Source organism: Streptomyces filipinensis (genome assembly GCF_014649495.1).
Classification (GTDB): Bacteria; Actinomycetota; Actinomycetes; order Streptomycetales; family Streptomycetaceae; genus Streptomyces; species Streptomyces filipinensis.
Genome location: NZ_BMTD01000001.1, coordinates 77,120 through 102,481 on the forward strand (window position 1 = coordinate 77,120; position 25,362 = coordinate 102,481).

General features: G+C 72.4%; 19 protein-coding genes, 1 tRNA gene and 1 pseudogene. 18 read left to right on the forward strand and 3 right to left on the reverse strand.

The genetic code is table 11. From position 1 onward, the window contains the following. The first annotated feature begins 99 nt into the window (after window positions 1-99). From IE244_RS00285 to IE244_RS00310, 6 genes are all read left to right on the forward strand, one after another. Complete coding sequence (locus tag IE244_RS00285; RefSeq protein ID WP_191870592.1) at window positions 100-693, forward strand: CGNR zinc finger domain-containing protein; 594 nt, start codon at window positions 100-102, stop codon at window positions 691-693. Window positions 694-940: 247 nt separating this feature from the next. Further along, window positions 941-1,525 carry a sigma-70 family RNA polymerase sigma factor gene (locus tag IE244_RS00290; RefSeq protein ID WP_030167252.1) on the forward strand — a complete coding sequence of 195 codons (585 nt, stop codon included), beginning with the start codon at window positions 941-943 and terminating at the stop codon, window positions 1,523-1,525. A gap of 86 nt (window positions 1,526-1,611) precedes the next feature. Then, window positions 1,612-2,358 (forward strand): anti-sigma factor family protein, encoded by a 747-nt coding sequence (locus IE244_RS00295; protein ID WP_037684803.1) that lies wholly within the window; start codon window positions 1,612-1,614, stop codon window positions 2,356-2,358. Between the two features lie 60 nt (window positions 2,359-2,418). Continuing rightward, a complete protein-coding gene (locus IE244_RS00300; RefSeq protein WP_191870594.1) occupies window positions 2,419-4,782 on the forward strand; it encodes a HelD family protein in 2,364 nt (787 codons plus the stop codon). Between the two features lie 390 nt (window positions 4,783-5,172). Continuing rightward, window positions 5,173-6,588 carry an NAD-dependent malic enzyme gene (locus IE244_RS00305; protein ID WP_191870595.1) on the forward strand — a complete coding sequence of 472 codons (1,416 nt, stop codon included), beginning with the start codon at window positions 5,173-5,175 and terminating at the stop codon, window positions 6,586-6,588. A 371-nt stretch (window positions 6,589-6,959) separates the two neighbouring features. Then, window positions 6,960-7,241 carry an HU family DNA-binding protein gene (locus IE244_RS00310; RefSeq protein ID WP_023550134.1) on the forward strand — a complete coding sequence of 94 codons (282 nt, stop codon included), beginning with the start codon at window positions 6,960-6,962 and terminating at the stop codon, window positions 7,239-7,241. 190 nt (window positions 7,242-7,431) lie between these two features. Here IE244_RS00310 and murA read toward each other — a convergent pair whose 3' ends face one another. Next, on the reverse strand, window positions 7,432-8,772 hold the full coding sequence (gene murA / locus IE244_RS00315; RefSeq protein ID WP_191870596.1) for a UDP-N-acetylglucosamine 1-carboxyvinyltransferase: 1,341 nt from the start codon (window positions 8,770-8,772) through the stop codon (window positions 7,432-7,434). Window positions 8,773-9,059: 287 nt separating this feature from the next. Between murA and IE244_RS00320 the strand changes: the two genes are divergently transcribed. The 8 genes from IE244_RS00320 (at window position 9,060) to IE244_RS00355 (ending at window position 18,833) form a co-directional block, all read left to right on the forward strand. Then, window positions 9,060-9,632 carry a YqgE/AlgH family protein gene (locus IE244_RS00320; protein WP_031159437.1) on the forward strand — a complete coding sequence of 191 codons (573 nt, stop codon included), beginning with the start codon at window positions 9,060-9,062 and terminating at the stop codon, window positions 9,630-9,632. Between the two features lie 29 nt (window positions 9,633-9,661). Further along, window positions 9,662-9,943, forward strand: a complete 282-nt coding sequence (locus IE244_RS00325; protein WP_191870597.1) for a DUF3039 domain-containing protein — start codon at window positions 9,662-9,664, stop codon at window positions 9,941-9,943. Between the two features lie 339 nt (window positions 9,944-10,282). Further along, complete coding sequence (locus tag IE244_RS00330; protein ID WP_191870598.1) at window positions 10,283-11,905, forward strand: beta-N-acetylhexosaminidase; 1,623 nt, start codon at window positions 10,283-10,285, stop codon at window positions 11,903-11,905. 257 nt (window positions 11,906-12,162) lie between these two features. Then, window positions 12,163-13,056, forward strand: a complete 894-nt coding sequence (locus IE244_RS00335) for an FAD binding domain-containing protein (RefSeq protein WP_031159445.1) — start codon at window positions 12,163-12,165, stop codon at window positions 13,054-13,056. After that, window positions 13,053-15,089, forward strand: coding sequence for a 2Fe-2S iron-sulfur cluster-binding protein (locus IE244_RS00340; RefSeq protein WP_191870599.1), 2,037 nt, complete (start codon window positions 13,053-13,055; stop codon window positions 15,087-15,089). Before IE244_RS00335 ends, IE244_RS00340 begins: the two co-directional genes overlap by 4 nt. Continuing rightward, window positions 15,086-17,398: a xanthine dehydrogenase family protein molybdopterin-binding subunit gene (locus tag IE244_RS00345; protein WP_031159450.1), complete on the forward strand. Its 2,313-nt coding sequence runs from the start codon at window positions 15,086-15,088 to the stop codon at window positions 17,396-17,398. The genes IE244_RS00340 and IE244_RS00345 overlap by 4 nt, the downstream gene beginning before the upstream one ends. Continuing rightward, entirely contained in the window at window positions 17,395-17,535 is a 141-nt protein-coding gene (locus IE244_RS00350; RefSeq protein WP_191870600.1) for a hypothetical protein, read from the forward strand. The genes IE244_RS00345 and IE244_RS00350 overlap by 4 nt, the downstream gene beginning before the upstream one ends. A gap of 137 nt (window positions 17,536-17,672) precedes the next feature. Beyond that, a complete protein-coding gene (locus IE244_RS00355) occupies window positions 17,673-18,833 on the forward strand; it encodes an SUKH-4 family immunity protein (RefSeq protein ID WP_191870601.1) in 1,161 nt (386 codons plus the stop codon). 22 nt (window positions 18,834-18,855) lie between these two features. On the opposite strand, the gene IE244_RS00360 is transcribed toward IE244_RS00355, so the two are convergent. Beyond that, window positions 18,856-20,979 carry an FG-GAP-like repeat-containing protein gene (locus IE244_RS00360; protein ID WP_191870602.1) on the reverse strand — a complete coding sequence of 708 codons (2,124 nt, stop codon included), beginning with the start codon at window positions 20,977-20,979 and terminating at the stop codon, window positions 18,856-18,858. 698 nt (window positions 20,980-21,677) lie between these two features. Further along, window positions 21,678-21,752, reverse strand: a tRNA-Cys gene (locus tag IE244_RS00365). 89 nt (window positions 21,753-21,841) lie between these two features. Here IE244_RS00365 and IE244_RS00370 point away from each other — a divergent pair. The 4 genes and pseudogenes from IE244_RS00370 to IE244_RS00385 form a co-directional block, all read left to right on the forward strand. After that, window positions 21,842-22,097, forward strand: a pseudogene (locus IE244_RS00370) (MFS transporter); the annotation flags it as partial. Then, window positions 22,071-22,439 carry a Fic family protein gene (locus IE244_RS43095; RefSeq protein WP_191871363.1) on the forward strand — a complete coding sequence of 123 codons (369 nt, stop codon included), beginning with the start codon at window positions 22,071-22,073 and terminating at the stop codon, window positions 22,437-22,439. The pseudogene IE244_RS00370 and the gene IE244_RS43095, both read left to right, overlap by 27 nt. A 116-nt stretch (window positions 22,440-22,555) precedes the next feature. Further along, window positions 22,556-24,355, forward strand: a complete 1,800-nt coding sequence (locus tag IE244_RS00380) for a DEAD/DEAH box helicase (protein ID WP_031159461.1) — start codon at window positions 22,556-22,558, stop codon at window positions 24,353-24,355. 295 nt (window positions 24,356-24,650) lie between these two features. Further along, window positions 24,651-25,292: an IclR family transcriptional regulator gene (locus IE244_RS00385; RefSeq protein ID WP_191870603.1), complete on the forward strand. Its 642-nt coding sequence runs from the start codon at window positions 24,651-24,653 to the stop codon at window positions 25,290-25,292. Window positions 25,293-25,362 lie beyond the last annotated feature (70 nt).

A 25,362-nucleotide genomic window follows, 5' to 3' on the forward strand; every position in this document is an offset into this window, starting at 1 on the left:
CGTCCAGGCCGGCGCGGTACGAGGGGTTCCGGCCGGGGCCCCGGGCAGGCACTGTGAAGAGGAGAGCCCCTCGCTTCCTGCCTAGGCGGTGACAGGCACATGGCACTGGGTACGGCCACGCCCGCGTACGAGCTGCGGTTCGACGCCGGACGGATCTGTCTCGACCTGCTCGCGACCACGCATCCGGCCGAACGGCTCGACGGCGTCGAGGCGTTGCGCGCGTGGATCGACGGGGCCGGCCTGGTGCCGCGGGGCACGGCGCTCGGGCACGCCGACACCTCCTGGCTCGTGGGGTTCCGGGAACTGCGCTCCCACATCGGCCAGTTGGTGCGCGGCCCCCGGGTGCCGGACACGTCCTCGTACGCGCGGGCGCTCGGGCGGGTCAACGAGGCCGCCCGAGCCGCGCCGCCGCCCCTGCGCGCCGTGCGCGGCGAAGGCGGCGCCCTGGTCCGCGAGCTGGTGGAACCGCCCGGCTGCGCGGGGCTGCTCGCGCTCCTCGCGCGGGACACCGTGGAGTTGCTCACCGACCCCCTGGCGCGGGCGGCCGTGCGGGAGTGCGAGGGTGACAACTGCCCCCTCGTGTACCTGGACACCTCCCGGGGGCGGCGCCGGCGGTGGTGCTCCAGCGAGGTCTGCGGGAACCGGGAGCGGGTGGCCCGGCACCGGCGGCGGGCCGCGCTGGCGCGCGCCTGAGGGGCTTGGGAGTCGCCGAGCGCGGAGTGATTTCCGTAACACCAGGTTTCGTTGCTGTCTACACGGGTATTTCCCGGCACCTCCGGCGATGTGTCGGAAATGTAAAGATCACACGGTGGGAATGTGCGCGCATGTCCCGCTCGTCACGTCACCCCGAAGAAAACTGTCACCTGCGTTTGAACACCTCAGCGCTCCCTTCCGTACGGGTGGGCGAGCGACCGACTGGGGGAACCCCCGGACACCGGAGGTGGGCGTGCGCAAGGATGCGGCCGTGGCCAATGAACGTGGATCGAGGGCCCGACATCGCATGTCCTCACAGCCCTCGGAACCAGATGAGGAGCTGATGCGTGCGCTGTACCGCGAGCACGCCGGACCTCTGCTCGCGTATGTCCTTCGGCTGGTCGCCGGTGACCGCCAGCGCGCCGAGGACGTCGTACAGGAAACGCTCATCCGTGCCTGGAAGAACGCCGGTCAGCTCAATCGGGCGACCGGTTCGGTACGCCCCTGGCTGGTGACGGTCGCACGCCGCATCGTCATCGACGGCCACCGCAGCCGGCAGGCCCGGCCGCAGGAGGTCGATCCGTCGCCGCTGGAGGTCATCCCCGCGGAGGACGAGATCGACAAGGCGCTGTGGCTGATGACGCTGTCGGACGCGCTCGACGACCTGACCCCGGCCCACCGGGAGGTCCTCGTCGAGACGTACTTCAAGGGGCGTACGGTCAATGAGGCGGCCGAGACGCTGGGTATCCCCAGCGGCACGGTGCGCTCTCGGGTGTTCTACGCCCTGCGGTCGATGAAGCTGGCACTGGAGGAGCGGGGGGTGACGGCGTGATGAGCAGTGGTTACGGGGGGATGCAGGGATTCGGTGCAGGTGGTCCGGGTATGTCTGGGCCTATGAGCCCCCAATCGGGATCTTCGGTGCCGAGTGAGCACGAGACCGTCGGCGCCTACGCCCTCGGGATCCTCGACGACGCCGAGGCGACCGCTTTCGAAGCGCACCTCGCCGGCTGCGAGTGGTGCGCCCAGCAGCTGGACGAGCTGGCCGGGATGGAGCCGATGCTGGCCGCACTCGCGGACCTGCCGGGCTCCGGCAGCACTCCCGCGATCGGCGACTCGCTGTCCGCCAAGCCCAGTCCGCGACTGGTGGAGAAGCTGGTCGACGAGGTCGCCGAGAAGCGCGCCCAGAAGCGCAGGCGCAGCTTCTACATGATCGCGGCCGCGGCTGCCCTGATCATCGCCGGTCCGCTGGCGGCGGTCGCCGTCAACAGCGGCTCGGGCGGGGGCGGAGACCAGGTCGCGGCGTCCACCGCCCAGACCACGTTCTCCGCCATGCCCGACAAGAAGTCGGCCACGGACCCGTCGTCCCAGGTCAGCGCGACCGTCGGCATGGCGCAGAAGGACTGGGGTACCCAGGCGGTCCTGGAACTGAAGAACGTCAAGGGCCCCCTGAAGTGCTCGCTCGTGCTCGTCGCGAAGAACGGCCAGCGGGTGACGATGTCCTCCTGGTCCGTGCCGAACTGGGGCTACGGCATCCCGGACGGGACGACCCCGGAGTCCAAGAAACCGCTCTACATCGGCGGAGCGGCGGCCTTCAAGCCCAACGAGATCGACCACTTCGAGGTGGTCACCTTCGAGGGCAAGAAGCTGGTGCAAGTAGACGCGTAGCTTCCACGGGTCCCCTTCGCGTACGGTTGACGGCTGCCCAGCACGTCAGAAGGGGGCCCGGTGGCCGCTCAGGTTCAGCAGTCCGCGGTCGGCTCGGTGCACGACGGACACGATTCCGTGCGTGACCGGGAGATCAGCGTCGAACAGGAACACCTGGACCGGGTGTACCGGCGGCTGGAAGAGAAGATCCACGAAGCCGAGTTCCTGATGAACGACGCGGCCAAACGCGGCCAGGTCGGCACCCCGGGCGCGCTGGCCGAGCGCGACGCGCAGGTCTTCCGGGCCGGCATCCACCTCAACCGGCTCAACAACGAGTTCGAGGACTTCCTCTTCGGCCGCATCGACCTCCTCCTCGGCAAGGACGGCAAGAAGGGGCCCGACGGCGCCTACACCGCCGTGGAACCGGCCGAAGGCGCCGTGCGGGACGACAACACCGCCGACATCGCCGAGACCCTGCACATCGGCCGCATCGGCGTCCTCGACCAGGACTACGCGCCGCTGGTCATCGACTGGCGGGCACCCGCCGCCGCGCCCTTCTACCGGGCCACGCCGGTGGAGCCCGGACGGGTCGTACGGCGCCGGGTGATCCGGTCCAAGGGGCGCCGCGTCCTCGGCGTCGAGGACGACCTGATGCGCCCCGAGCTGACCGCCCGCCTCGACGGCCGCGAGCTGCCCGTCATCGGAGACGGCGCCCTCATGGCCGCCCTCGGCCAGGCCCGCAGCCACACCATGCGGGACATCGTCTCCTCCATCCAGGCCGAACAGGACCTGGTCATCCGCGCCCCCGCCGCCTCCATCACCTACGTCGAGGGCGGCCCGGGCACCGGCAAGACCGCCGTCGCCCTGCACCGCGCCGCCTACCTGCTCTACCAGGACCGCAGACGCTACGCGGGCGGCATCCTGATCGTCTCGCCGACCCCGCTGCTCGTGGCCTACACCGAGGGCGTGCTGCCCTCGCTCGGCGAGGAGGGCCAGGTCGCGATCCGCGCGATCGGCTCACTCGCCGTGGACACCGTCGGCGCCGAGGCCACCCTCTACGACTCCCCGTCCGTGGCCCGCGCCAAGGGCTCCTACCGCATGCTGAAGGTGCTGCGGAAGGCCGCCCGGGGCACGCTGGAGCTGGGCCTGGCCGGCCCGCCCGCCCAGGACGAGGACAGCGCACCGCGGGCCGTCGACGGCCCTCCCACCCGGCTCCGCGTCGTCGCCTTCGGCCGCCGCCTGGAGCTGGAGGCACAGGAGCTGGAACGCGTCCGCCGTACCGCCCTCGGCGGCACCGCGCCCGTCAACCTGCTGCGGCCGCGCGCCCGCAAGCTGCTCCTGGACGCCCTGTGGGCCAAGTCCGGCGCGGCCGCCCGGCACGCCGACCCCGAGCTGGCCGCCGAGCTGCGCGCCTCCTTCGACGAGGACGTCATCAGCGAGGACCCCTTCATCGCCTTCCTGGACGCCTGGTGGCCCGAGCTGACGCCGAAGGCGGTGCTCGCCGCGATGGCCGACGAGAGACGGCTGGGCCGCTGGGCCCGCCGGATCCTCAATCCCGGCGAGGTCCGCAAGGTGGCCCGGTCGCTCCAGCGCGACGGCCACTCCGTGCACGACATCGCCATGCTGGACGAGCTGCAGGCGGTCCTCGGCGCCCCGGCCCGCCCGAAGAAGCGGCGCGAGCTGGACCCGCTGGACCACCTCACCGGGCTGGAGGAACTGATGCCGGTGCGCGAGGAGACCCAGCGGGAGCGGGCCGAGCGCCTCGCCCAGGAGCGCACCGAGTACGCGCACGTCATCGTGGACGAGGCGCAGGACCTCACGCCGATGCAGTGGCGCATGGTCGGCCGCCGCGGCCGGCACGCCACCTGGACGGTCGTCGGTGACCCGGCCCAGTCCTCCTGGTCCGACCCGGACGAGGCGGCCGAGGCCCGCGACGAGGCCCTCGGCACCCGCCCCCGGCGCCGTTTCCAGCTCACCGTGAACTACCGCAACCCCGCCGAGATCGCCGAGCTGGCCGCCAAGGTGCTGGCGCTGGCCATGCCCGGCTCCGAGGCGCCCACCGCCGTGCGGTCCACCGGGATCGAGCCGCGCTTCCGTGTCGTGCGGCAGGGCCTGGAGCGGACCGTGCGGGCCGAGGCCGAGCGGCTGCTGGACCTGGTGGACGGTACGGTCGGCGTGGTCGTCGCCATGAACCGGCGCGAGGAGGCGCGGCGCTGGCTGGCCGGGCTCGGCGACCGGGTGGTGGCGCTCGGCAGCCTGGAGGCCAAGGGCCTGGAGTACGACGCGACCGTGGTCGTCTCGCCGGCGGAGATCGCCGACGAGTCCCCGGCCGGCCTGCGCGTGCTGTACGTGGCGCTGACCCGGGCCACGCAGCAGCTGACGGTGGTGTCGGGGGAGCGGGACGAGCCGGACGCGGCCGGGGTGCCGGATCTGCTGAGGGACTGACTTTCCGGTGAACTCCCCGCGGGGGGAATGGTCTCCGGCGTCCGTTTGTTAGCCTGGGTACGGCACCGGCTCGATCCAAGCCCCCGGGCCCAACCTTCGTCCCTGAGAGGGACCACTTGCCGCGAGGCGAGCATGGCGGGCCGGTGCCGTACGCGTGGGAGGCCCACGTCACACACATGTGACGTGGGCCTCCTTCTTTGCCCCGCATGCCCCTTCCGCCACCTGATCATTTCTCGTATGGTGGAAGTGGTTTTCCGAAATTGCGCGCCTGACCGTGCGCCTGCTGTGAACAAAACGTCCGCAATGCCGGGCGGCTATCACGTACTCACGGGTAGGTGCGACGATCGGACGGCACAACTCGCGACTCGGTGAAAGCAGAGGAAGTCGGCCATGGCAACGGCGCCCAGCGTCTCCTACTCGATGACCATCCGGCTGGAGGTGCCCGCGAGCGGAACCGCCGTCTCGCAGCTCACCACCGCGGTGGAGTCCTCCGGAGGCTCGGTGACCGGCCTCGACGTCACCGCGTCCGGTCACGAGAAGCTCCGTATCGACGTCACGATCGCGGCCTCGTCCACCGCGCACGCCGACGAGATCGTCGAGAAACTCCGCGGCATCGAGGGCGTCACGCTCGGCAAGGTCTCCGACCGTACGTTCCTGATGCACCTCGGCGGCAAGATCGAGATGGCGTCGAAGCACCCCATCCGCAACCGTGACGACCTGTCCATGGTGTACACGCCGGGTGTGGCCCGCGTCTGCATGGCGATCGCCCAGAACCCCGAGGACGCCCGCCGCCTCACCATCAAGCGCAACTCCGTTGCGGTCGTGACGGACGGATCCGCCGTGCTCGGCCTCGGCAACATCGGCCCCAAGGCCGCGCTGCCCGTCATGGAGGGCAAGGCGGCCCTCTTCAAGCGCTTCGCCGGCATCGACGCCTGGCCGATCTGCCTGGACACCCAGGACACCGACGCCATCGTCGAGATCGTCAAGGCGATCGCCCCCGGGTTCGCCGGCATCAACCTGGAGGACATCTCCGCGCCGCGCTGCTTCGAGATCGAGGCCCGGCTGCGCGAGGCCCTCGACATCCCCGTCTTCCACGACGACCAGCACGGCACCGCCATCGTCGTCCTCGCCGCCCTCACCAACGCCCTGCGCGTCACGGACAAGGCGATCGAGAACATCCGGGTCGTCATGTCCGGCGCCGGCGCGGCCGGTACGGCCATCCTCAAGCTGCTGCTGGCGGCGGGCGTGAAGAACGCCGTCGTCGCCGACATCCACGGTGTCGTCCACTCCGGCCGCGAGGACCTGGTGAACGCCCCCGTCGACTCGCCGCTGCGCTGGATCGCCGACAACACCAACCCCGAGGGCCTCACCGGCACCCTCAAGGAGGCCGTGCGAGGCGCCGACGTCTTCATCGGTGTCTCGGCCCCCAACGTCCTCGACGGCGACGACGTGGCCGCCATGGCCGACGGTGCCATCGTGTTCGCGCTCGCGAACCCCGACCCCGAGGTCGACCCGGCAATCGCCCGGCAGACGGCGGCCGTTGTGGCCACCGGCCGCTCCGACTTCCCGAACCAGATCAACAACGTGCTGGTCTTCCCGGGTGTCTTCCGCGGCCTGCTGGACGCCCAGTCCCGCACCGTCAACACCGAGATGATGCTCGCCGCCGCCCAGGCCCTGGCCGACGTGGTCAGCCAGGACGAGCTGAACCCGAACTACATCATCCCCAGCGTCTTCAACGACAAGGTCGCGGGCGCGGTCGCCGGCGCCGTCCGCGAGGCCGCGAAGGCGGCCGGGGCGACGGCCTAGCACCCGCCCCGGAACGGATCCGGCCGGGCGCCCTCGCGCCCGGCCAGGTGAAGGAGAAGAGGCGGCCGGGCGTCGGCCCGGTGACGGCGTGCCGTACTGTGCAGGGGCTGTGAGGATCACCACGACGGCCCGTGCACCGGCGCGTCGTGGAACCAGCTGATGCCGGGCGCGCTCTAGGGTGACGCCGGGCGGGCGCCTTTCGTGTGACTCCCCAGGGTGTTCTCACGACTCCTACGGGTGCCGGATTGGCTTTACCGCCGCAGGTAGGGGCAGGATGCGTCCCTGGGCGCGAGCGCATCGGCATCGCAGTGCCACGGGCGGATCCGCCGCGCGGCACACCCCAACGGCAAGAAAAACACGGGAGTAACAACATGAACCGCAGTGAGCTGGTGGCCGCGCTGGCCGACCGCGCCGAGGTGACCCGCAAGGACGCCGACGCCGTGCTGGCCGCGTTCGCCGAGACCGTCGGCGAGATCGTCGCCAAGGGCGACGAGAAGGTCACCATCCCGGGCTTCCTGACCTTCGAGCGCACCCACCGTGCCGCTCGCACCGCGCGCAACCCGCAGACCGGCGAGCCCATCAACATCCCCGCCGGCTACAGCGTGAAGGTCACCGCGGGCTCCAAGCTCAAGGAAGCGGCCAAGGGCAAGTAAGCGGAAGCGCTCCGCTTCGAGCGCCGGTCCACCGGAGCGCCGTTCGACCGGAGCGCCGTGGGCGACTGCGGGCCCGTCGTGGCTGGTCGCGCAGTTCCCCGCGCCCCTTCGGGGCGCGCCTTCGCCGAAGACGCCGAAAGGGCGGCCCCCCTCATGACGAGGGGGGCCGCCCTTTCGGTACGTGCGGGGTCTAGCCGAGCGCCTTGCCCGGCAGCTCCACCTTCGCGCCGAGTTCCACGAGCTTCTCCATGAAGTTCTCGTAGCCGCGGTTGATCAGGTCGATGCCGTGGACGCGGGACGTGCCCTCGGCGGCCAGGGCCGCGATCAGGTACGAGAAGCCGCCGCGCAGGTCGGGGATGACCAGGTCGGCGCCCTGCAGCTTGGTGGGTCCTGAGACGACCGCGGAGTGCAGGAAGTTGCGCTGGCCGAAGCGGCAGTCGGAACCGCCCAGGCACTCGCGGTAGAGCTGGATGTGGGCGCCCATCTGGTTCAGGGCCGAGGTGAAGCCCAGACGGGACTCGTAGACCGTCTCGTGGATGATGGACAGGCCCGTGGCCTGCGTGAGGGCCACGACCAGCGGCTGCTGCCAGTCGGTCTGGAAACCGGGGTGGACGTCCGTCTCCAGCGCGATGGACTTCAACTGGCCGCCGGGGTGCCAGAAACGGATGCCCTCGTCTTCGATCTCGAAGGCACCGCCCACCTTCCGGTAGGTGTTCAGGAACGTCATCATCGAGCGCTGCTGGGCGCCGCGGACGTAGATGTTGCCGTTGGTCGCGAGCGCCGCCGACGCCCAGGACGCCGCCTCCAGGCGGTCCGACAGGGCGCGGTGGGTGTAGCCGCCGAGCTTGTCCACACCGGTGATGCGGATCGTGCGGTCGGTGTCCATCGCGATGATCGCGCCCATCTTCTGCAGCACGCAGATGAGGTCCTCGATCTCCGGCTCGACGGCCGCGTTGGACAACTCGGTGACGCCCTCGGCGAGTACGGCCGTCAGCAGCACCTGCTCGGTCGCGCCCACGGACGGGTACGGCAGCCGGATCTTCGTACCGCGCAGTCGCTGCGGGGCCTCCAGGTACTGCCCGTCCGCGCGCTTCTCGATCGTCGCGCCGAACTGCCGCAGCACGTCGAAGTGGAAGTCGATGGGCCGGCCGCCGATGTCACAGCCGCCGAGGCCCGGGATGAACGCGTGCCCGAGACGGTGCAGCAGCGGGCCGCAGAACAGGATCGGGATACGGCTCGACCCCGCGTGGGCATCGATGTCAGCCACGTTGGCGCTCTCGACATGCGTCGGGTCGAGCACCAGCTCGCCGGGCTCGTCGCCCGGACGGACCGTCACACCGTGCAGCTGGAGCAGGCCGCGGACGACCCGCACGTCACGGATGTCGGGAACGTTGCGCAGTCGGCTCGGCGCGCTGCCCAGCAGGGCGGCGACCATGGCCTTCGGTACGAGGTTCTTCGCACCGCGGACACGGATCTCGCCCTCCAGCGGGGTTCCGCCGTGGACAAGGAGGACATCGTCGTTGACGGTCATGTATCTCGCGTTCCGATGAGTTGGGCAGGGTCCGGCCGATCACTGTGCGCAGGGGCCGGGAAGACAGGGTAATCGCCGATTACCCCCCGTCCGTAAGTCCCCGTACCGTCCAGCCACGTCATAGCTGTGTCACAACACGAACCGTTCCCTTTCGGGCACATGGGGTCACCGGCCGGCCGCCGGTCGCGGGTGTGCGCCCGGGGCGCTTCCGTGCTCCCTGAGCTGCGTTCACTCCTCGGCTCCGATTGGCTCCCCACTGAAGGGGAAGATGCGGGATCATGTCTGGCATGACCGAGGTGTCCTCGCTCACAGGGCGGCTGCTCGTGGCCACTCCCGCCCTGGCGGACCCGAACTTCGACCGCGCGGTGGTGCTCCTTCTCGACCACGACGAGGAGGGTTCCCTCGGTGTCGTCCTCAACCGCCCCACGCCGGTGGACGTGGGCGACATCCTGGAGGGCTGGGCCGACCTCGCCGGTGAGCCCGGTGTGGTGTTCCAGGGCGGCCCGGTCTCGCTGGACTCGGCGCTCGGCGTCGCGGTCATCCCGGGCGGCGCGAACGGCGACCTCGCACCGCTCGGCTGGCGCCGGGTGCACGGCGCGATCGGCCTGGTCGACCTGGAGGCCCCGCCCGAACTGCTCGCCGCGGCCCTCGGGTCCTTGCGGATCTTCGCCGGATACTCCGGCTGGGGCCCCGGTCAGCTGGAGGACGAGTTGGTCGAGGGCGCCTGGTACGTGGTCGAGTCCGAGCCAGGAGACGTCTCCTCGCCGGCCCCGGAGAGACTCTGGCGCGAGGTCCTGCGCCGCCAGCGCAACGAACTCGCGATGGTGGCCACGTATCCGGACGACCCTTCGCTCAACTGATGCGGGTGCGCTTCAGTACCCTGTCTGGTATGAGCACTCTTGAGCCCGAGCGCGGGACTGGTACGGGGACCCTCGTAGAGCCGACGCCACAGGTGTCCCACGGCGACGGCGACCACGAGCGCTTCGCCCATTACGTCCAGAAGGACAAGATCATGGCGAGCGCCCTCGACGGCACCCCCGTCGTGGCGCTGTGCGGCAAGGTCTGGGTGCCGGGCCGCGACCCGAAGAAGTACCCCGTGTGCCCCATGTGCAAGGAGATCTACGAGTCCATGGGCAGCGGTGGCGAGGACAAGGGCGGCGACAAGAAGTAGCCGGTCCTGTGACGGTCCGCCCGTCGGTCTGAGTTCTCGCGAGACCCCTGGGGTGCGCGCGTGCGACACGCGCGCCCCGGGGGTCTTCGCGTTTTCCGGTCGGAGTGGCTCAGACCTCTTGTCGCCATGTCCATGCGGTCCTTAGCCTGAGGGTTGTGCAGGGCGAAACAGTCATTGCGCATATTGCAACAAATGGTGCTCGATCGTTTCGGTGCCGATCGCCTGACTGTCACCGCCTGATCGCCTGACCACCGCCTGATCGCGTGCTTGCCGCCACCATCCTCACGCGATTCCGTTTCCGCTTCCGGACCACCTTGCCGATCAGGTGAAGGACTGAACATGACGGATCTGATTCCGGCGCCGCACGCCGTCCAGGAACCGATGGGCCGGGGCGTCCCGCTGGACGGCGACACCACCCTGTGGGCGGCTCCGGGCACGGAGACCACGGAACGCTGGCTGCGCGCCACGCTCGGCGCGGCCCTGGGGCTGCCGCTGCGGCCCGGCCCCGAGGACGCCCGTGGCGGCGTACGCCTGCTCCTGGACGGCTCGCTGGAGCCGGAGGCCTACCGCCTGGGCGTGGTCGCCGACCAGGGTGTGGAGATCCGTGGCGGTGACCCGGCCGGTGTCTTCTGGGGTGCGCAGACCCTGCGTCAACTCCTCGGCCCCGAGGCGTTCCGGCGTGCGCCCGTACGCCCCGGCCGCGCCGTCGGCATCCCGCACCGGATCATCGACGATTCCCCCCGGTTCCGCTGGCGCGGTCTCCTCCTCGACGTGGCCCGGCACTTCATGCCCAAGGAAGGCGTGCTGCGCTACCTGGACCTGATGGCCGCGCACAAACTCAACGTCTTCCACTTCCACCTGACGGACGACCAGGGCTGGCGGATCGAGATCAAGCGCCACCCGCGGCTGACGGAAACAGCCTCCTGGCGGTCGCGGACGAAATTCGGTCACCGTGCCTCACCCCTGTGGGAGGAGAAGCCGCACGGGGGTTACTACACCCAGGACGACATCCGGGAGATCGTCGCCTACGCCGCCGAGCGGCATATCACCGTCGTCCCGGAAATCGACGTACCGGGCCACTCGCAGGCCGCCATCGCCGCGTACCCGGAACTCGGCAACACCGACGTCATCGACACCACCGCCCTCTCCGTGTGGGACACCTGGGGGATCTCCTCCAACGTACTGGCCCCCACCGACAACACGCTGCGCTTCTACGAGGGAGTCTTCGAGGAGATCCTGGAACTGTTCCCCTCGCAGTTCATCCACGTCGGCGGCGACGAGTGCCGCAAGGAGCAGTGGAGCGGGTCGGTGACCGCCAAGAACCGGATCGCGGACCTCGGTCTGGCCGACGAGGACGAGCTGCAGGCGTGGTTCATCGGGCACTTCGGCGCGTGGCTGTCCGCGCGCGGACGGCGGCTCATCGGCTGGGACGAGATCCTGGAGGGCGGACTCGCCCCAGGGGCCGCGGTGTCGTCCTGGCGCGGCTACGGCGGCGGGATCGCGGCCGCGCGGGCCGGCCACGACGTCGTCATGTGTCCGGAACAGTACGTCTACCTGGACCACCGTCAGGCCCCGGGCGAGGACGAGCCGGTGCCGATCGGGTTCGTGCGCACCCTGGAGGACGTCTACCGGTTCGAACCCGTCCCGCCCGGGCTCACCGAGGAGGAGGTCCGGCATGTGCTGGGCACTCAGGCCAACGTCTGGACCGAGGCGATGGAGGACGTCGCCCGCGTGGACTACCAGACCTTCCCCCGGCTCGCGGCCTTCGCCGAGGTGGCCTGGAGCCGGCTGCCTGCCCCGGAGGAGCGGGACTTCGCCGGCTTCGAACGCCGGATGGCCGCCCATTACGCGCGCCTCGACGCCCTCGGGGTCGCCTACCGGCCGCCCGCCGGGCCCCGGCCGTGGCAGAAGCGCCCCGGCGTCCCGGGTCGCCCGATCGAGGGGCTGCCGCCGAACAAGTGACCGCCCCGAACGCATGACCGCTGCGAACATGTAATGGAAAACCGCTCCAAGGGTCACCGAAGAGTGTCAATCGGTGCGCACCGGTGATGGCGTGCGAAAACGGACCATCTCCGTGGTGAGGTGGGCGAATGCCTCCTAGCGGACCCCCGCGTTCGGCCGTTGCGAAGATGTGCCAGAGTTGCCACGTCCGCCCTGTGAGCACGTACCGTACGGCCACACAGGTGGGACCAGTGGGGCAGCGGGAAGGGGCAGCCGGTTTGACCACGCACGCACCGCAGGCGGCGCAGGCCGTCACGCTGCCCACGACGCTGGACGAGGCGGTGGCGGCCCTCGCCGCCATGCCCGCCGCCGTGCCCGTCGCGGGTGGCACCGACTTGATGGCCGCCGTCAACTCCGGTCAGCTCAGGCCCACCGCCCTGGTGGGTCTCGGGCGGATCAGCGAGATCCGGGGCTGGCAGTACCAGGACGGCCACGCGCTGCTCGGCGCGGGCCTCACGCACGCACGCATGGGCCGCCCCGACTTCGCGGCCCTGATCCCGGCGCTCGCGGCCGCCGCGCGCGCCGCGGGCCCGCCGCACATCCGCAACGCGGGCACCCTCGGCGGCAACATCGCCTCCGCCTCCCCCACCGGGGACGCGCTGCCGGTGCTGGCCGCCCTGGAGGCGACACTGATCATCGCGGGCCCGGGCGGAGCCCGCCGGGAGATCCCGGTGTCGCACCTGCTGGCCGGCATGGAGATGCTGCGCGGGGGTGAACTCATCGGCTACGTGCGCGTGCCGCTGCTGCACGCCCCGCAGGTCTTCCTGAAGGCCACCGGGCGCACCGGGCCGGGCCGCGCGCTGGCTTCCGTGGCCCTCGTCCTCGACCCCGCCCGGCGCGGGGTGCGGTGCGCCGTCGGCGCCATAGCGCCGATGCCGCTCAGGCCCCTGGAGGCCGAGCAGTGGGTCGCCCAGCTGATCGACTGGGACAACGACCGCGCGCTCGTCCCGGAGGCCCTGAACGCCTTCGGCGAGTACGTCGCCGCGGCCTGCATCCCGGACCCGGCACCGGAGCCCGACGGCTCGGTGGCCCCGCTTCCGCCCGCCGTACTGCACCTGCGGCGCACCGTCGCCGCACTGGCCCGACGAGCACTGGGGAGGGCGCTGTCGTGACCGACGACCAGCACGGAGAGGGCACGCCCCAGGGCGGCGGACGCTGGGACCCGCTGCCCCAGGGCGACTACGACGACGGCGCCACCGCCTTCGTCAAGCTCCCCGAGGGCGGCATCGACGCCCTGCTGTCCGGCGACAGCCCGCTGGCCGCGCCGGGTCACGGCTATGTGCCGCCGCGGATAACGGCCGCCCCCGGCGCCGGGGACCCCGCCGCGCCCGGCACCTGGACCGCGCCCGCGGGCGGGGCCCAGTGGCCCGACCCGAACGCCACGCCCGCCCAGCCCGCGGACGACCGGTTCACCTACCAGCCCGGTGCGACGCAGCACTGGACCTTCGAGGAGCCCGCGGCCCCGGCCGCACCCGGGCACGACGTCACCGGGCAGTGGTCCATCCCGGTCGCCGGCGGCGATCTCCCGGACGAGTCGGGCGAGTTCACCACGTCCGCCCTGGTCGAGCAGTGGGGCGGCACCCCGCCGGCCACCCTGCCCGGCGGCGCGCCCGCGCCGTGGGCGACACAGGACACCGGCGGCCCCTGGAACCGGCCCGCGGACGCCGGCCACCCCGGCCTGCCCGACCACACCGACGCGCACCCCGCGGGCGGTCCGGCCGAGCCCGGCCCCGGCGGCGCGCCGGCGCAGGGGTACGCGCCGGACGAGCAGGGGCACGCGCCCGAGGAGCGGTACGGGCACGACCGCGCCGGCCACGAAGAGGCCGGACGGGCCGAGGCCGGCCGCCCGGACGACCAGGCCGGCACCGGCCACGAGCAGGCCGGCCAGGCGGGCACCGGGCACGCGGACGGGACCCGGAAGCACGCCGGCGCCGTCCACCCGGGCGACTCCGTCGCGCACGTCCAGGCGGGGCACCCCGGCGAGTTCGCCGCGCCCGCCGCGGCACCCGAGCAGCGGCCCGGACCGGTGGTGGCGGGCACGGACGGACACGACCCCGCCGGGGCCCCTGAGCGCCCCGCTGACGGCCCGGCAGGCCATGAGGGTCCCGAGACCCCGACCGAGGCCCCGCAGGCCGCCACAGCCCCCGTCGCGCCCGCCCCGCCGGACACGCCCGGGACCGCCGCCCCGGCGGCACCGGAGAACTCCGCCGGGGCAGCCGTAGCAGCCGTGGCGGAGGAACCGGCCGAACCGGTCGACGCCGCCGTACCGCATCCGCATCCGGGCGAGGACGACACGCCCGAAGGTGCGGCCGAGACCACCGGGGAGGCCGCGGAGGCACCCGCCGACGGCCCCGCTCCCGAGGCGGCCCAGGAGCACACCGCGCCCCTCCCGCCGCACGACGACCACCCGCTCGCCTCGTACGTCCTGCGCGTCAACGGCGCCGACCGGCCCGTCACCGACGCCTGGATCGGCGAGTCGCTGCTGTACGTCCTGCGGGAGCGGCTCGGACTCGCGGGCGCCAAGGACGGCTGCTCGCAGGGCGAGTGCGGGGCCTGCAACGTTCAGGTCGACGGACGCCTGGTGGCCTCCTGCCTGGTCCCGGCGGTGACCGCGGCCGGCAGCGAGGTGCGCACGGTCGAGGGCCTGGCCGCCGACGGACAGCCCTCCGACGTGCAGCGCGCGCTCGCCCGGTGCGGTGCCGTGCAGTGCGGTTTCTGCGTGCCGGGCATGGCGATGACCCTGCACGACCTGCTGGAGGGCAACCCCGCGCCGACCGAGCTGGAGACGCGGCAGGCACTGTGCGGCAACCTCTGCCGCTGCTCCGGCTACCGGGGCGTCCTGCAGGCCGTCCAGGAGGTCGTCGCCGAACGCGAGGCCTCGCACGGAGCCGACACCGAGACGGACGCGGGCGAGGCCCGTATCCCCCATCAGGCGGGCCCCGGCGCAGGCGGCGTCAACCCGTCGGCGTTCGAGGCACCGGGCGCGTTCGACACGCCGCGCGCCGCTCCCGGCGGCTACGGCGACGCACCGGATGCGTACGGCGCACCCGGCCCGTACGGCACACCGCCGCACGGCACCCCGGGACCGCACGACCCGCACGGCCCGTACGACCAGCACTACGGCCAGGACGGAGGCCAGGTGTGAGCAACGAAGCCGGCACGGCGACCACCGCCGCGGAACCCGCCGCCGAGACCGAGGGCGGATGGCCGCACGGCCTCGGCGCCTCCCTGCCGCACGCCGACGCCCGCGCCAAGACCGAGGGCACCTTCCCGTACGCCGCCGACCTGTGGGCCGAGGGCCTGCTGTGGGCGGCCGTCCTGCGCTCCCCGCACGCGCACGCGCGCATCGTGTCCGTCGACACCAGCCACGCGCGCGAGATGCCCGGCGTACGGGCCGTCGTCACCCACGAGGACGTGCCCGGTACCCCCCGCCACGGCCGGGGCGTCCCCGACCGGCCGGTGTTCGCCTCCGAGGTGGTACGCCACCACGGCGAGCCCATCGCGGCCGTGGCCGCCGACCACCCGGACACCGCGCGGATGGCCGCCGCCGCCGTCATCGTCGAGTACGAGGTACTCGACCCGGTCACCGACCCCGAGCAGGCCTTCGAGGCCGAGCCGCTGCACCCCGACGGCAACCTGATCCGGCACATCCCGCTGCACCACGGCGACCCGGAGGCCGCCGGCGAGGTCGTCGTCGAGGGCCTGTACCGCATAGGGCGCCAGGACCCGGCCCCGATCGGCGCCGAGGCCGGCCTCGCCGTGCCCCGCCCCGACGGCGGCGTGGAGCTCTACCTCGCCTCCACCGACCCGCACAGCGACCGCAACACCGCCGCGGCCTGCTACGGCCTGTCCCCGGATCGGGTGAAGATCGTGGTCACCGGGGTGCCCGGCGCCACCGCCGACCGTGAGGACCAGGGCTTCCAGCTGCCGCTCGGCCTGCTCGCCCTGAAGACCGGCTGTCCGGTGAAGCTCACGGCCACCCGCGAGGAGTCCTTCCTCGGCCACGCCCACCGTCACCCGACGCTGCTCCGGTACCGCCACCACGCCGACGGCGAGGGCAAGCTGGTGAAGGTCGAGGCGCAGATCCTCCTGGACGCGGGCGCGTACGCCGACACCTCCGCCGACGCCCTGGCCGCCGCGGTCTCCTTCGCGTGCGGCCCGTACGTCGTCCCCAACGCCTTCATCGAGGGCTGGGCCGTACGCACCAACAACCCGCCCTCCGGCCATGTGCGCGGCGAGGGCGCGATGCAGGTGTGCGCGGCCTACGAGGCGCAGATGGACAAGCTGGCCAAGAAGCTGGGCCTGGACCCGGCCGAACTGCGCCTGCGCAACGTCCTGGCGACGGGGGACGTCCTCCCGATCGGCCAGACGGTGACGTGCCCGGCACCGGTGGCCGAACTCCTCCAGGCCGTCCGCGACTTCCCGCTCCCGGCCCTCCCCAAGGACACCCCCGAGGAGGAGTGGCTGCTGCCCGGCGGCCCCGAGGGCGCGGGCGAACCGGACGCGGTGCGCCGGGGCGTCGGCTACGGCCTGGGCATGGTGCACATGCTCGGTGCGGAGGGCGCCGACGAGGTGTCCACGGCGACCGTCAAGGTCCACGACGGCGTCGCGACCGTGCTGTGCGCGGCCGTCGAGACCGGCCAGGGCTTCACCACCCTCGCCCGGCAGATCGTCCAGGAGACCCTCGGCATCGAGGAGGTCCACGTGGCGCCGGTCGACACCGACCAGCCGCCCGCCGGCCCGGGCTGCCGGGGCCGGCACACCTGGGTGTCGGGCGGGGCGGTGGAGCGGGCGGCGAAGATGGTCCGCACCCAGCTGCTGCAGCCCCTGGCGCACAAGTTCGGCATGTCCACCGAGCTGCTGCAGATCACGGACGGCAAGATCACCTCGTACGACGGCGTGCTCTCGACGACCGTCACGGAGGCGATGGACGGCAAGGAGCTGTGGGCCACCGCCCAGTGCCGCCCGCACCCCACCGAGCCGCTGAACGCCTCCGGGCAGGGCGACGCCTTCGTGGGCCTCGCCTTCTGCGCGATCCGCGCGGTGGTGGACGTCGACATCGAGCTGGGCTCGGTCCGGGTGGTGGAACTGGCGGTCGCCCAGGACGTGGGCCGGGTCCTCAACCCGACCCAGCTGGCCGCCCGGATCGAGGCGGGCGTCACCCAGGGCGTCGGCATCGCCCTCACCGAGAACCTCCGTACCCCACGCGGCCTGATCCGCCACCCCGACCTGACCGGATACGCCCTCCCGACCGCCCTGGACGCGCCGGACATCCGCATCGTCAAACTGGTCGAGGAACGGGACGTGGTCGCCCCCTTCGGCGCCAAGTCCGTCAGCGCGGTCCCGGTCGTGACGGCACCGGCCGCGATCGCCTCCGCCGTCCGCGCGGCCACCGGCCGCCCGGTCAACCGGCTCCCGATCCGTCCGCAGGCGGCGGTGGTGACGGCCCCGTGAGCACTCCCGAGACCCCGCCCGGCCCGGAGGAGCCGCGCTACGAGCCCCCGCCCAGCATGGGCAAGCTGTTCGGGTGGATCCTGCTGTTCGTCGTGGCGGCCCTGGCCGTCGTCCTGGGCGGCATCTACTTCACCTGAGCCGTCCCCGTACGGTCGCCCGACGTCCTTCCTGGTGAGGGCCGTTGTCAGTGGGGCGGCGTAGGGTGCTGAGTGGTGGGGGCAGCGGCACTCACGGACTCGACTGAGCACCGTACGGGGAAGATCGCGGGGGAGCGATGAGCACGACCGACGCCGGCGTCACGGCGATCACGCTGACCGAGGCGGAGCTGGACCGCTATGTCACGCACGCGCCGACCCGCGGCCTGCTCAGCGGCACCGGCCTGCCCGCGGCCACCGACCTGCTGACCTTCTCCCCGCTGCGCAGGCACGGTCTGCGCACGCTCGCCGACGCCGCCGAGGGCCCGTTCCGCGTGGCCGACGAGCTGCGGGACCGGCTGGTGATCGGCGAACTGCTCAACCCCGCCGGCATGCGGCGCGAGTCGATCCTGCTCGACGGCGTCACCGGCGAGCTGACGACGGCGTACCTCTCCACCCCGTCCGACCCGCGCCCCTTCGCGCCCTCCCTGGACACCCTGCTGCGCTTCGCCGCGGTCACGGAGGAACTGGCCGGTCTGCGCGGCCGTTTCGCCTCCCTGGCGGGTCAGTACGGCCCCCGGACGGCGGCCGAGGCGACCCGCCGGCTGCTCTCCCTGTTCGAGGAGGGCGCGGACGGCGAGGTCCCGCCGTACTGGAAGGCGGCGGCCCTGATCCGCCCGCTCGCGCTCGGCGCGGGCCCCGGCACGGCGTCGGGGCTGACCCTGGACGTCCCCGCCCGCCTGCTGGACCAGGAGTTCGGGCACGGCCGGGTGGTGCGCTTCGAGGAGGTCGACTTCCCCGCCACGCTCACGCACGACCCGACCCGGCGCTTCCTGCGCGAGACCGGGCTGCCGGAGGCGGCGGTCCTCTTCCACGCGGACACGGACGTCCCGCTGCCGACGCTGCGGGAGTACGTCACCGAGGACCACGCGGACGGCGGCCTCCTCGGTGAACTCCCCGCGCACGCCGACCACTTGATCCGTCTGGGCCGCCTGGTAGGGGACCACAGCCTGGTGGTCGACGGCAGAACGGGCGCGGTCCTGACCTACAGCGGGCCCGAGGGGACGCTCCATCCCCTCAACACCGACGTCTCCACCCTCGCCTTCACGCTCTGGCTCCTGCACCACGAGCGCACCATCGACGAACACCTGGGCAACGAACTGACGACCCGGGCCTACGACCACCTGGCCGCGGCCATGCTGCACACCCTGACCGCCCTCGACCCCACGGCCGGCCTCCCGGACACGACCTGGCACTACTGGACGCACCTGTTCCGGGACGAGGCGGGCGGGGTCCTGTGACCCGGCCCGCCCGGCGCCCCGGTCAGCCGAGGGACGCCCAGCTCTTCCAGTAGCTCGTGTCGCCGGCCTGGACGCGGTTCTTGAAAGTTCCGGTACCGGTGCCCGCGTTGAGCCACAGCCTGTTCGACGTGTCGCGGGAGACCAGGTCGTCGCGGCCGTCGCCGTCGACGTCACCGGCGCCCACGACGTCCTGGTAGGAGCCGCCCCAGTCCTTGAAGACCAGGACGCGGTCCTTCAGGGTGCCGCTGCGGGTGCCGTCGTAGCGCCAGAGCTCGCCGGACGTGTCGAGCGCGAGGACGTCACCGATGCCGTCGCCGTTGAGATCGCCGGCGCCGATGACGCGCTTGTAGCCGGTCCAGGCGGAGCGGATCTTCTTGCGGGGCAGGAAGCCGTCGGTGCCGTCCAGCGCGTAGAGGTACAGATCGCCGGTGCGGGCGTCGCGGGCCAGCAGGTCGGGCCGGCCGTCGCCGGTCTGGTCGCCGCTGGAGAGCAGCGTGTCGTAGCCGCTCCAGTCCCTCGCCAGGCGCCGGTACGCGGAGTCGGGTGCGGGCAGGCCGCCGCAGACGGGCGTGTAGAGCCGGGTCTCGCCGCCGGGCAGCCGTACGACGAGGTCGTTGCAGCGGTCGCCGTCGACGTCCCCGAACGGCACGACGCGGGTCGTGTCCGCCCAGGTACGCGTCTGATACGTGGTCAGCGGATCGGTGGAGTCCCGCGTGAGCAGGTTCATCGTGTCGCCCTTGCCGATGCCCACGAGGTCCGCGCGGCCGTCGTCGGCGTAGTCGTGCCACCTGGGCAGGGCCCGGCTCGCGGTGGTCGCGGTGTACGACGTGTGCGAGGAGCCGTCGTCGGCCGACTGCGTCCAGACCGCCAGCGGGCGCCCCTTGTCGTCGGTGGCCACCCGGCCGGCGCTGGTGGTGCCGTCCTTGCGGGAGCTGAGGGTGCGTGGCTTCGACACGCTGCCGCCCGCCACGGTCTGGGCGACGAAGTCACGGCGGACCGTACGACTGGAGACGAACCGCTTCTGCGTGTACGTGACGACCACCGCGCCGTTCGCGGTCCGGGCGCTGCCGAGCGAGCCGTCCTCGGCGTAGCGGGTCAGCTGCTGCGGGGCGCCCCAGCCACCCCGGGACGCGAGACGCGTGGCGACGGCCGGGCCGCCGCCCTGCCAGCCGACCGCCGTGACGTCGCCGTTCGAGGCGGTCAGCAACTCGGCCGGGGCGGACGGGCCCGCGTCGATCCCGGTGGGCTGGGCGGCACCCCAGTCCGCCGCACCGGCCGGCTTGCGGACGTAGGCGCCCCCGGCCAGCAGCTGGAAACCGCCCTGCGGATGGGCGGCCAGCGTGACCAGCCGCGGCTTGTCGCCCAGCTGCGGCAGGGCACGCGGCGCGCTCCAGGACCCGGACCCCGCGGGCTTCTCCAGGAACCGGTAGTGCCACTGGTACGCCGTCGGGTCCGGGTCCACCCCGTCGCCCGTGTAGGAGCTGTCGCCGCCCCAGAGCAGCGCCAGCGATCCGTCGGCGGCCATGGCGAGGTGCAGGTCCCGCAGCGTGTAGTCGTAGGTGTGGTCGGGCCGGACGACCGGGTCGGGGAGCCGGTCCAGGGCCGCCGGCGTGGACCAGGCCGCCCGCGGGCCGGAACGCTCCACGACCGTCAGCCGGCGGTCTGCGTCCATCCAGGCGACGGCCTGCCTGCCCGCCGCGTCGGCGGCGACGGTGGTCACCGGCGTCCGCCGGTCGACCCCGCCGGCGGCGGGCGTGCCCGTCGCGACGTCCTCGGCCGGGCCGAAGGCGGTGCCGTCGGGAGCCAGCCGGGACATCCGCAGGGTGCTGGGCGCGCCGCCGGTCCCCGCCGCCCACCACAGCAGCGTGAGGGAACCGTCGTCCGTCCGCTGCAGCGTGGCTCCCGGCGCCGGCGCGGACGGCCGCCAGGTGGCGCTGCCCGCGGGCCGGACCGCGAGCACCGTCTCGCCGCCCTGGACGAAGAGCCCCGCCAGCGTCCCGTTCCGGGCCGACTTCAGATCGACCACCCGGCTGACCCCGGGCAACTCCTTCGGCGCGGCCCATGGTCCGAGCCCGGCCGCGACGGTGGCACCGGTGACCGAAGCCGACGCCGGCGCCGCGACCGCACCGGTGCCCACCAGAAGCACGGAAACAAGCGCGCTCCCCCAGAGCGCACGCGACTGCGTCAACATCTGTAAGGCCCCCCCGGGCAAGCTGCGATGAAAGTAGGCGCAGCGTATATCAGCCAAGATCAGGAGGGCAGCCGGCGGCCGCGGATGCCGCACCCGACGGGAGCCGGTGCGCGTCCGTGCTGTGATGTCAGAGCGATTCAGGCGCCATGTTGTTGCGCTCAAGCCATGCTCGTACGGCGGAGTCGGCCATCAGTGACTCGAACTTCTTCGGGAGTGTTTTCTTGACCACGCGAAGATCGGCCGCCACTTGGTCGCGCACGGGAGTGGGTGAATGGCCCACAACTCTGGCTGACGGGGTACCTCCCAGGGCGGCGCCTACAGCGCGTATCAGCCTCCCCAGTGCCCCTGTAGCGCTTCCCAGTTGAATCAGGCCGACGCCTACAATGATCTTGGTGAGCCAGTCGGACACCTCTTCCGGATTGGTACTGGATCTGTAGCCCCCCGCGTCAGGGGAATTCGCCTCGTTGTCGGAGACCTGCGGTCTGCCGCGAAGACTCCGGGGTATACCGAAGAGGAACCCGAGAAGTGCGCCTGTCAGGCCCGAGGCCATGGTTATGAGTGCGCCTTGTCGGGTCCAGGCATGCTTCCACCAGAGTTCGCCGTGGGCGCCGCTTCGTCCATCGCGGGTTGCGGTATCGAACTACGGTCGTATGTGGAGGCCGTGGCGGGATTCGAACCCACGTAACTCGCTTTGCAGGCGAGCCCCTGAACCACTCGGGCACACGGCCGTGTTGATGGAGTAAACGTAGGCCGCCGTGCGGAAGCGGCTCAAGGGGACCGGCGGGGCTGCAACGGGACTGCCATACGCCGTTCATGAAGGCGCGGTCCCCTCGGCTCGCTCACCACCGGCATCGGCGCCTTCGCGGCCGGACTCGTCGTCGCCGGGACCGGGCAGGCCATGTGGGTGTTCATCCTCGGCCGGGCCGGGCCGGGGCGTGCAGGGCCTGGGCGGCGGACTGGTGATCGTCGCGCTGTACGTCGTCGGCCGCGCCTACCCGGAGCGGCTGGGACCCGCGATCATGGCGGCGTTCGCCGCGGGGTGGGTCGTGCCCTCGATCGTCGGCCCGCTCGCCTTCGTCGGCCCGCTCGCCTTCGGCGGTCGGCCGCCCGAGGCGCGCGAGCCCCGGCCGCTGGTCTCCGCCGTGCACCGGCCCCGGGCCCGGATGTCCGGCACGGTCGCCTACGACGACCTGCACGAGCAGGCCGCCGCCCTGCTGCACGCCCTCGCCGCCAGCCACCCGCTGGTCGACGGCGACCAGCGCACCGCCTGGCCGGCGACGGCCCCCTTCCTCGGCCGCGACGGTGTCGATCTCGCCGACGCCGGCCAGGACGTCGCATACGACCTGGTCATCGATGTGACCTCCGGGGACGTCAGTGATGTCGCGGTGATCGCGGGGCGGTTGCGGCAGCTGTGATGTGGGTCCCACCCGCGGGCGGCCGGGCCTCGTCCGGGCGTTGACGGGAGGGCGGCGCCGGTAGGGTGGCCCGGTTGTCATACGTAGCCGAGCCGAGCCCCACAAAAACGGAGACCGTGACTACCACCGCCGCTTCCTCCGCTCACTCCCACCACCTCTCGCCCGCCTTCCCGGGCCGCGCGCCCTGGGGTACCGCCAGCAGGCTGCGTGCCTGGCAGCAGGGGGCGATGGAGAAGTACATCCAGGAGCAGCCGCGTGACTTCCTCGCCGTCGCCACGCCCGGCGCCGGCAAGACCACCTTCGCGCTGACGCTCGCCTCCTGGCTGCTGCACCACCACGTCGTGCAGCAGGTGACCGTGGTCGCGCCGACCGAGCACCTGAAGAAGCAGTGGGCCGAGGCGGCGGGCCGGATCGGGATCAAGCTCGACCCCGAGTACAGCGCGGGACCGCTCGGCAAGGACTACGACGGCGTCGCGGTCACGTACGCCGGTGTCGGCGTGCGGCCCATGCTGCACCGCAACCGGGTCGAGCAGCGCAAGACCCTCGTCATCCTCGACGAGATCCACCACGCCGGTGACTCCAAGTCCTGGGGCGAGGCCTGTCTGGAGGCGTTCGAGCCCGCGACGCGCCGGCTCGCGCTGACCGGTACGCCGTTCCGCTCCGACACCAACCCGATCCCCTTCGTGACGTACGAGGAGGACAACGCGGGCATCCGGCGGTCCGCCGCCGACTACACCTACGGGTACGGCAACGCCCTCGCCGACCACGTCGTGCGGCCGGTCATCTTCCTCTCCTACAGCGGCAACATGCGCTGGCGCACGAAGGCCGGTGACGAGATCGCCGCCCGGCTCGGCGAGCCGATGACCAAGGACGCGGTCAGCCAGGCCTGGCGTACGGCGCTCGACCCGCGCGGCGAGTGGATGCCCAGCGTGCTGCGCGCCGCCGACCAGCGGCTGACCGAGGTCCGCAAGGCCATCCCGGACGCGGGGGCGTTGGTCATCGCCTCCGACCAGGACTCGGCGCGCGCCTACGCCAAGCTCATCCGCGAGATCACGGGGACGAGGGCGACGCTCGTCCTGTCCGACGACGCCGGCGCCTCGAAGAGGATCGACGAGTTCAGCGGGAGCAACGACCGGTGGATGGTCGCGGTGCGCATGGTGTCCGAGGGCGTCGACGTGCCCCGGCTCGCGGTCGGCGTGTACGCGACGACGATCTCGACCCCGCTCTTCTTCGCGCAGGCCGTCGGGCGTTTCGTACGGTCCCGGCGGCGCGGCGAGACCGCGTCCGTGTTCCTGCCGACCGTGCCCGACCTGCTGACCTTCGCCAACGAGATGGAGAAGGAACGGGACCACGCCCTCGACAAGCCGAAGAAGGAGGGCGAGGAGGACCCGTACGCCGAATCCGAGAAGGAGATGGAGGAGGCGAACAAGCAGCAGGACGAGGACACCGGCGAGCAGGAGCAGTTCTCCTTCGAGGCGCTGGAGTCCGAGGCCGTCTTCGACCGGGTGCTGTACGACGGCGCCGAGTTCGGCATGCAGGCCCATCCGGGCAGCGAGGAGGAGCAGGACTACCTCGGCATCCCGGGCCTGCTGGAGCCCGACCAGGTGCAGATGCTGCTGCAGAAGCGGCAGGCCCGGCAGATCGCGCACAGCCGGAAGAAGCCGGACACCGAGGCCGACCTGCTGGAGCTGCCCGCCGAGCGGCGGCCGGTGGTCACGCACAAGGAGATGATGGAGCTGCGCAAGCAGCTCAACACGATGGTCAGCGCCTATGTGCACCAGAGCGGCAAGCCGCACGGGGTGATCCACACCGAGCTGCGGCGGGTGTGCGGGGGACCGCCGAGCGCGGAGGCCACGGCGGGACAGCTGCGGCAGCGGATCGCCAAGGTGCAGGAGTGGGCGACGCGGATGCGGTGACGTGCCCGTCGGCGCTCGCCGCGTGTGCGTATCCGGACGAATCCTGGCAGGCCGGATCCGGTCTTGCCCGGATTCTGGACTGAGACTTCCGCTCAGCGAACCGGCTTCGCTACTGTCCCGCTACGCACACGCCCCGTGGCAGCGCCGCCGCGGAGCGCAGCCGTGAAGCGACAGGGTCCGGAGCCGCCGGGCCGTCCTGCCGATCGGCGGCCTCTGACGCGCGTCGCCGACGGGACTCGGTGACGCATCCGCCGCTCAGGGGGCCGCCGCCCTCACCACCAAAGGAGTGGGCGTCGTGACCGCGGAGACCTCTCAGACGCTCGACCGGGGACTGCGCGTCCTCAAGCTGCTGGCCGACACCGACCACGGGCTGACCGTCACCGAGCTGTCCACGAAACTGGGCGTGAACCGTACCGTGGTGTACCGGTTGCTCGCCACGCTGGAACAACACGCCCTCGTACGGCGGGACTTGGGCGGACGGGCCCGGGTGGGGCTCGGGGTGCTGCGGCTCGGCCGGCAGGTGCATCCGCTGGTGCGGGAGGCCGCGTTGCCCGCGCTGCGGTCGCTGGCCGAGGACATCGGGGCCACGGCGCATCTGACGCTGGTGGACGGGACGGAGGCGCTGGCCGTCGCCGTGGTCGAGCCGACGTGGACCGACTATCACGTGGCCTACCGGGCCGGGTTCCGGCATCCGCTGGACCGGGGGGCCGCGGGCAGGGCGATCCTGGCGGCCCGGCAGGCACCGTCCGCGGATCCCGGGTACACGCTCACGCACGGTGAGCTGGAGGCCGGGGCGAGCGGGGCCGCCGCGCCGCTGGTCGGGGTCACGGGGGTCGAGGGCAGCGTCGGTGTCGTGATGCTGGCGGACTCCGTGCCGGAGCGGGTCGGGCCGAGGGTGGTGGAGGCGGCGCGGGAGGTGGCCGAGGCGTTGCGCTGACACGCGTGACGGGGGCCCCTCTGCCGCGTGCGACCGGGCGGGGCCCGCGAGCGCGGTTCCCCGCGCCCCT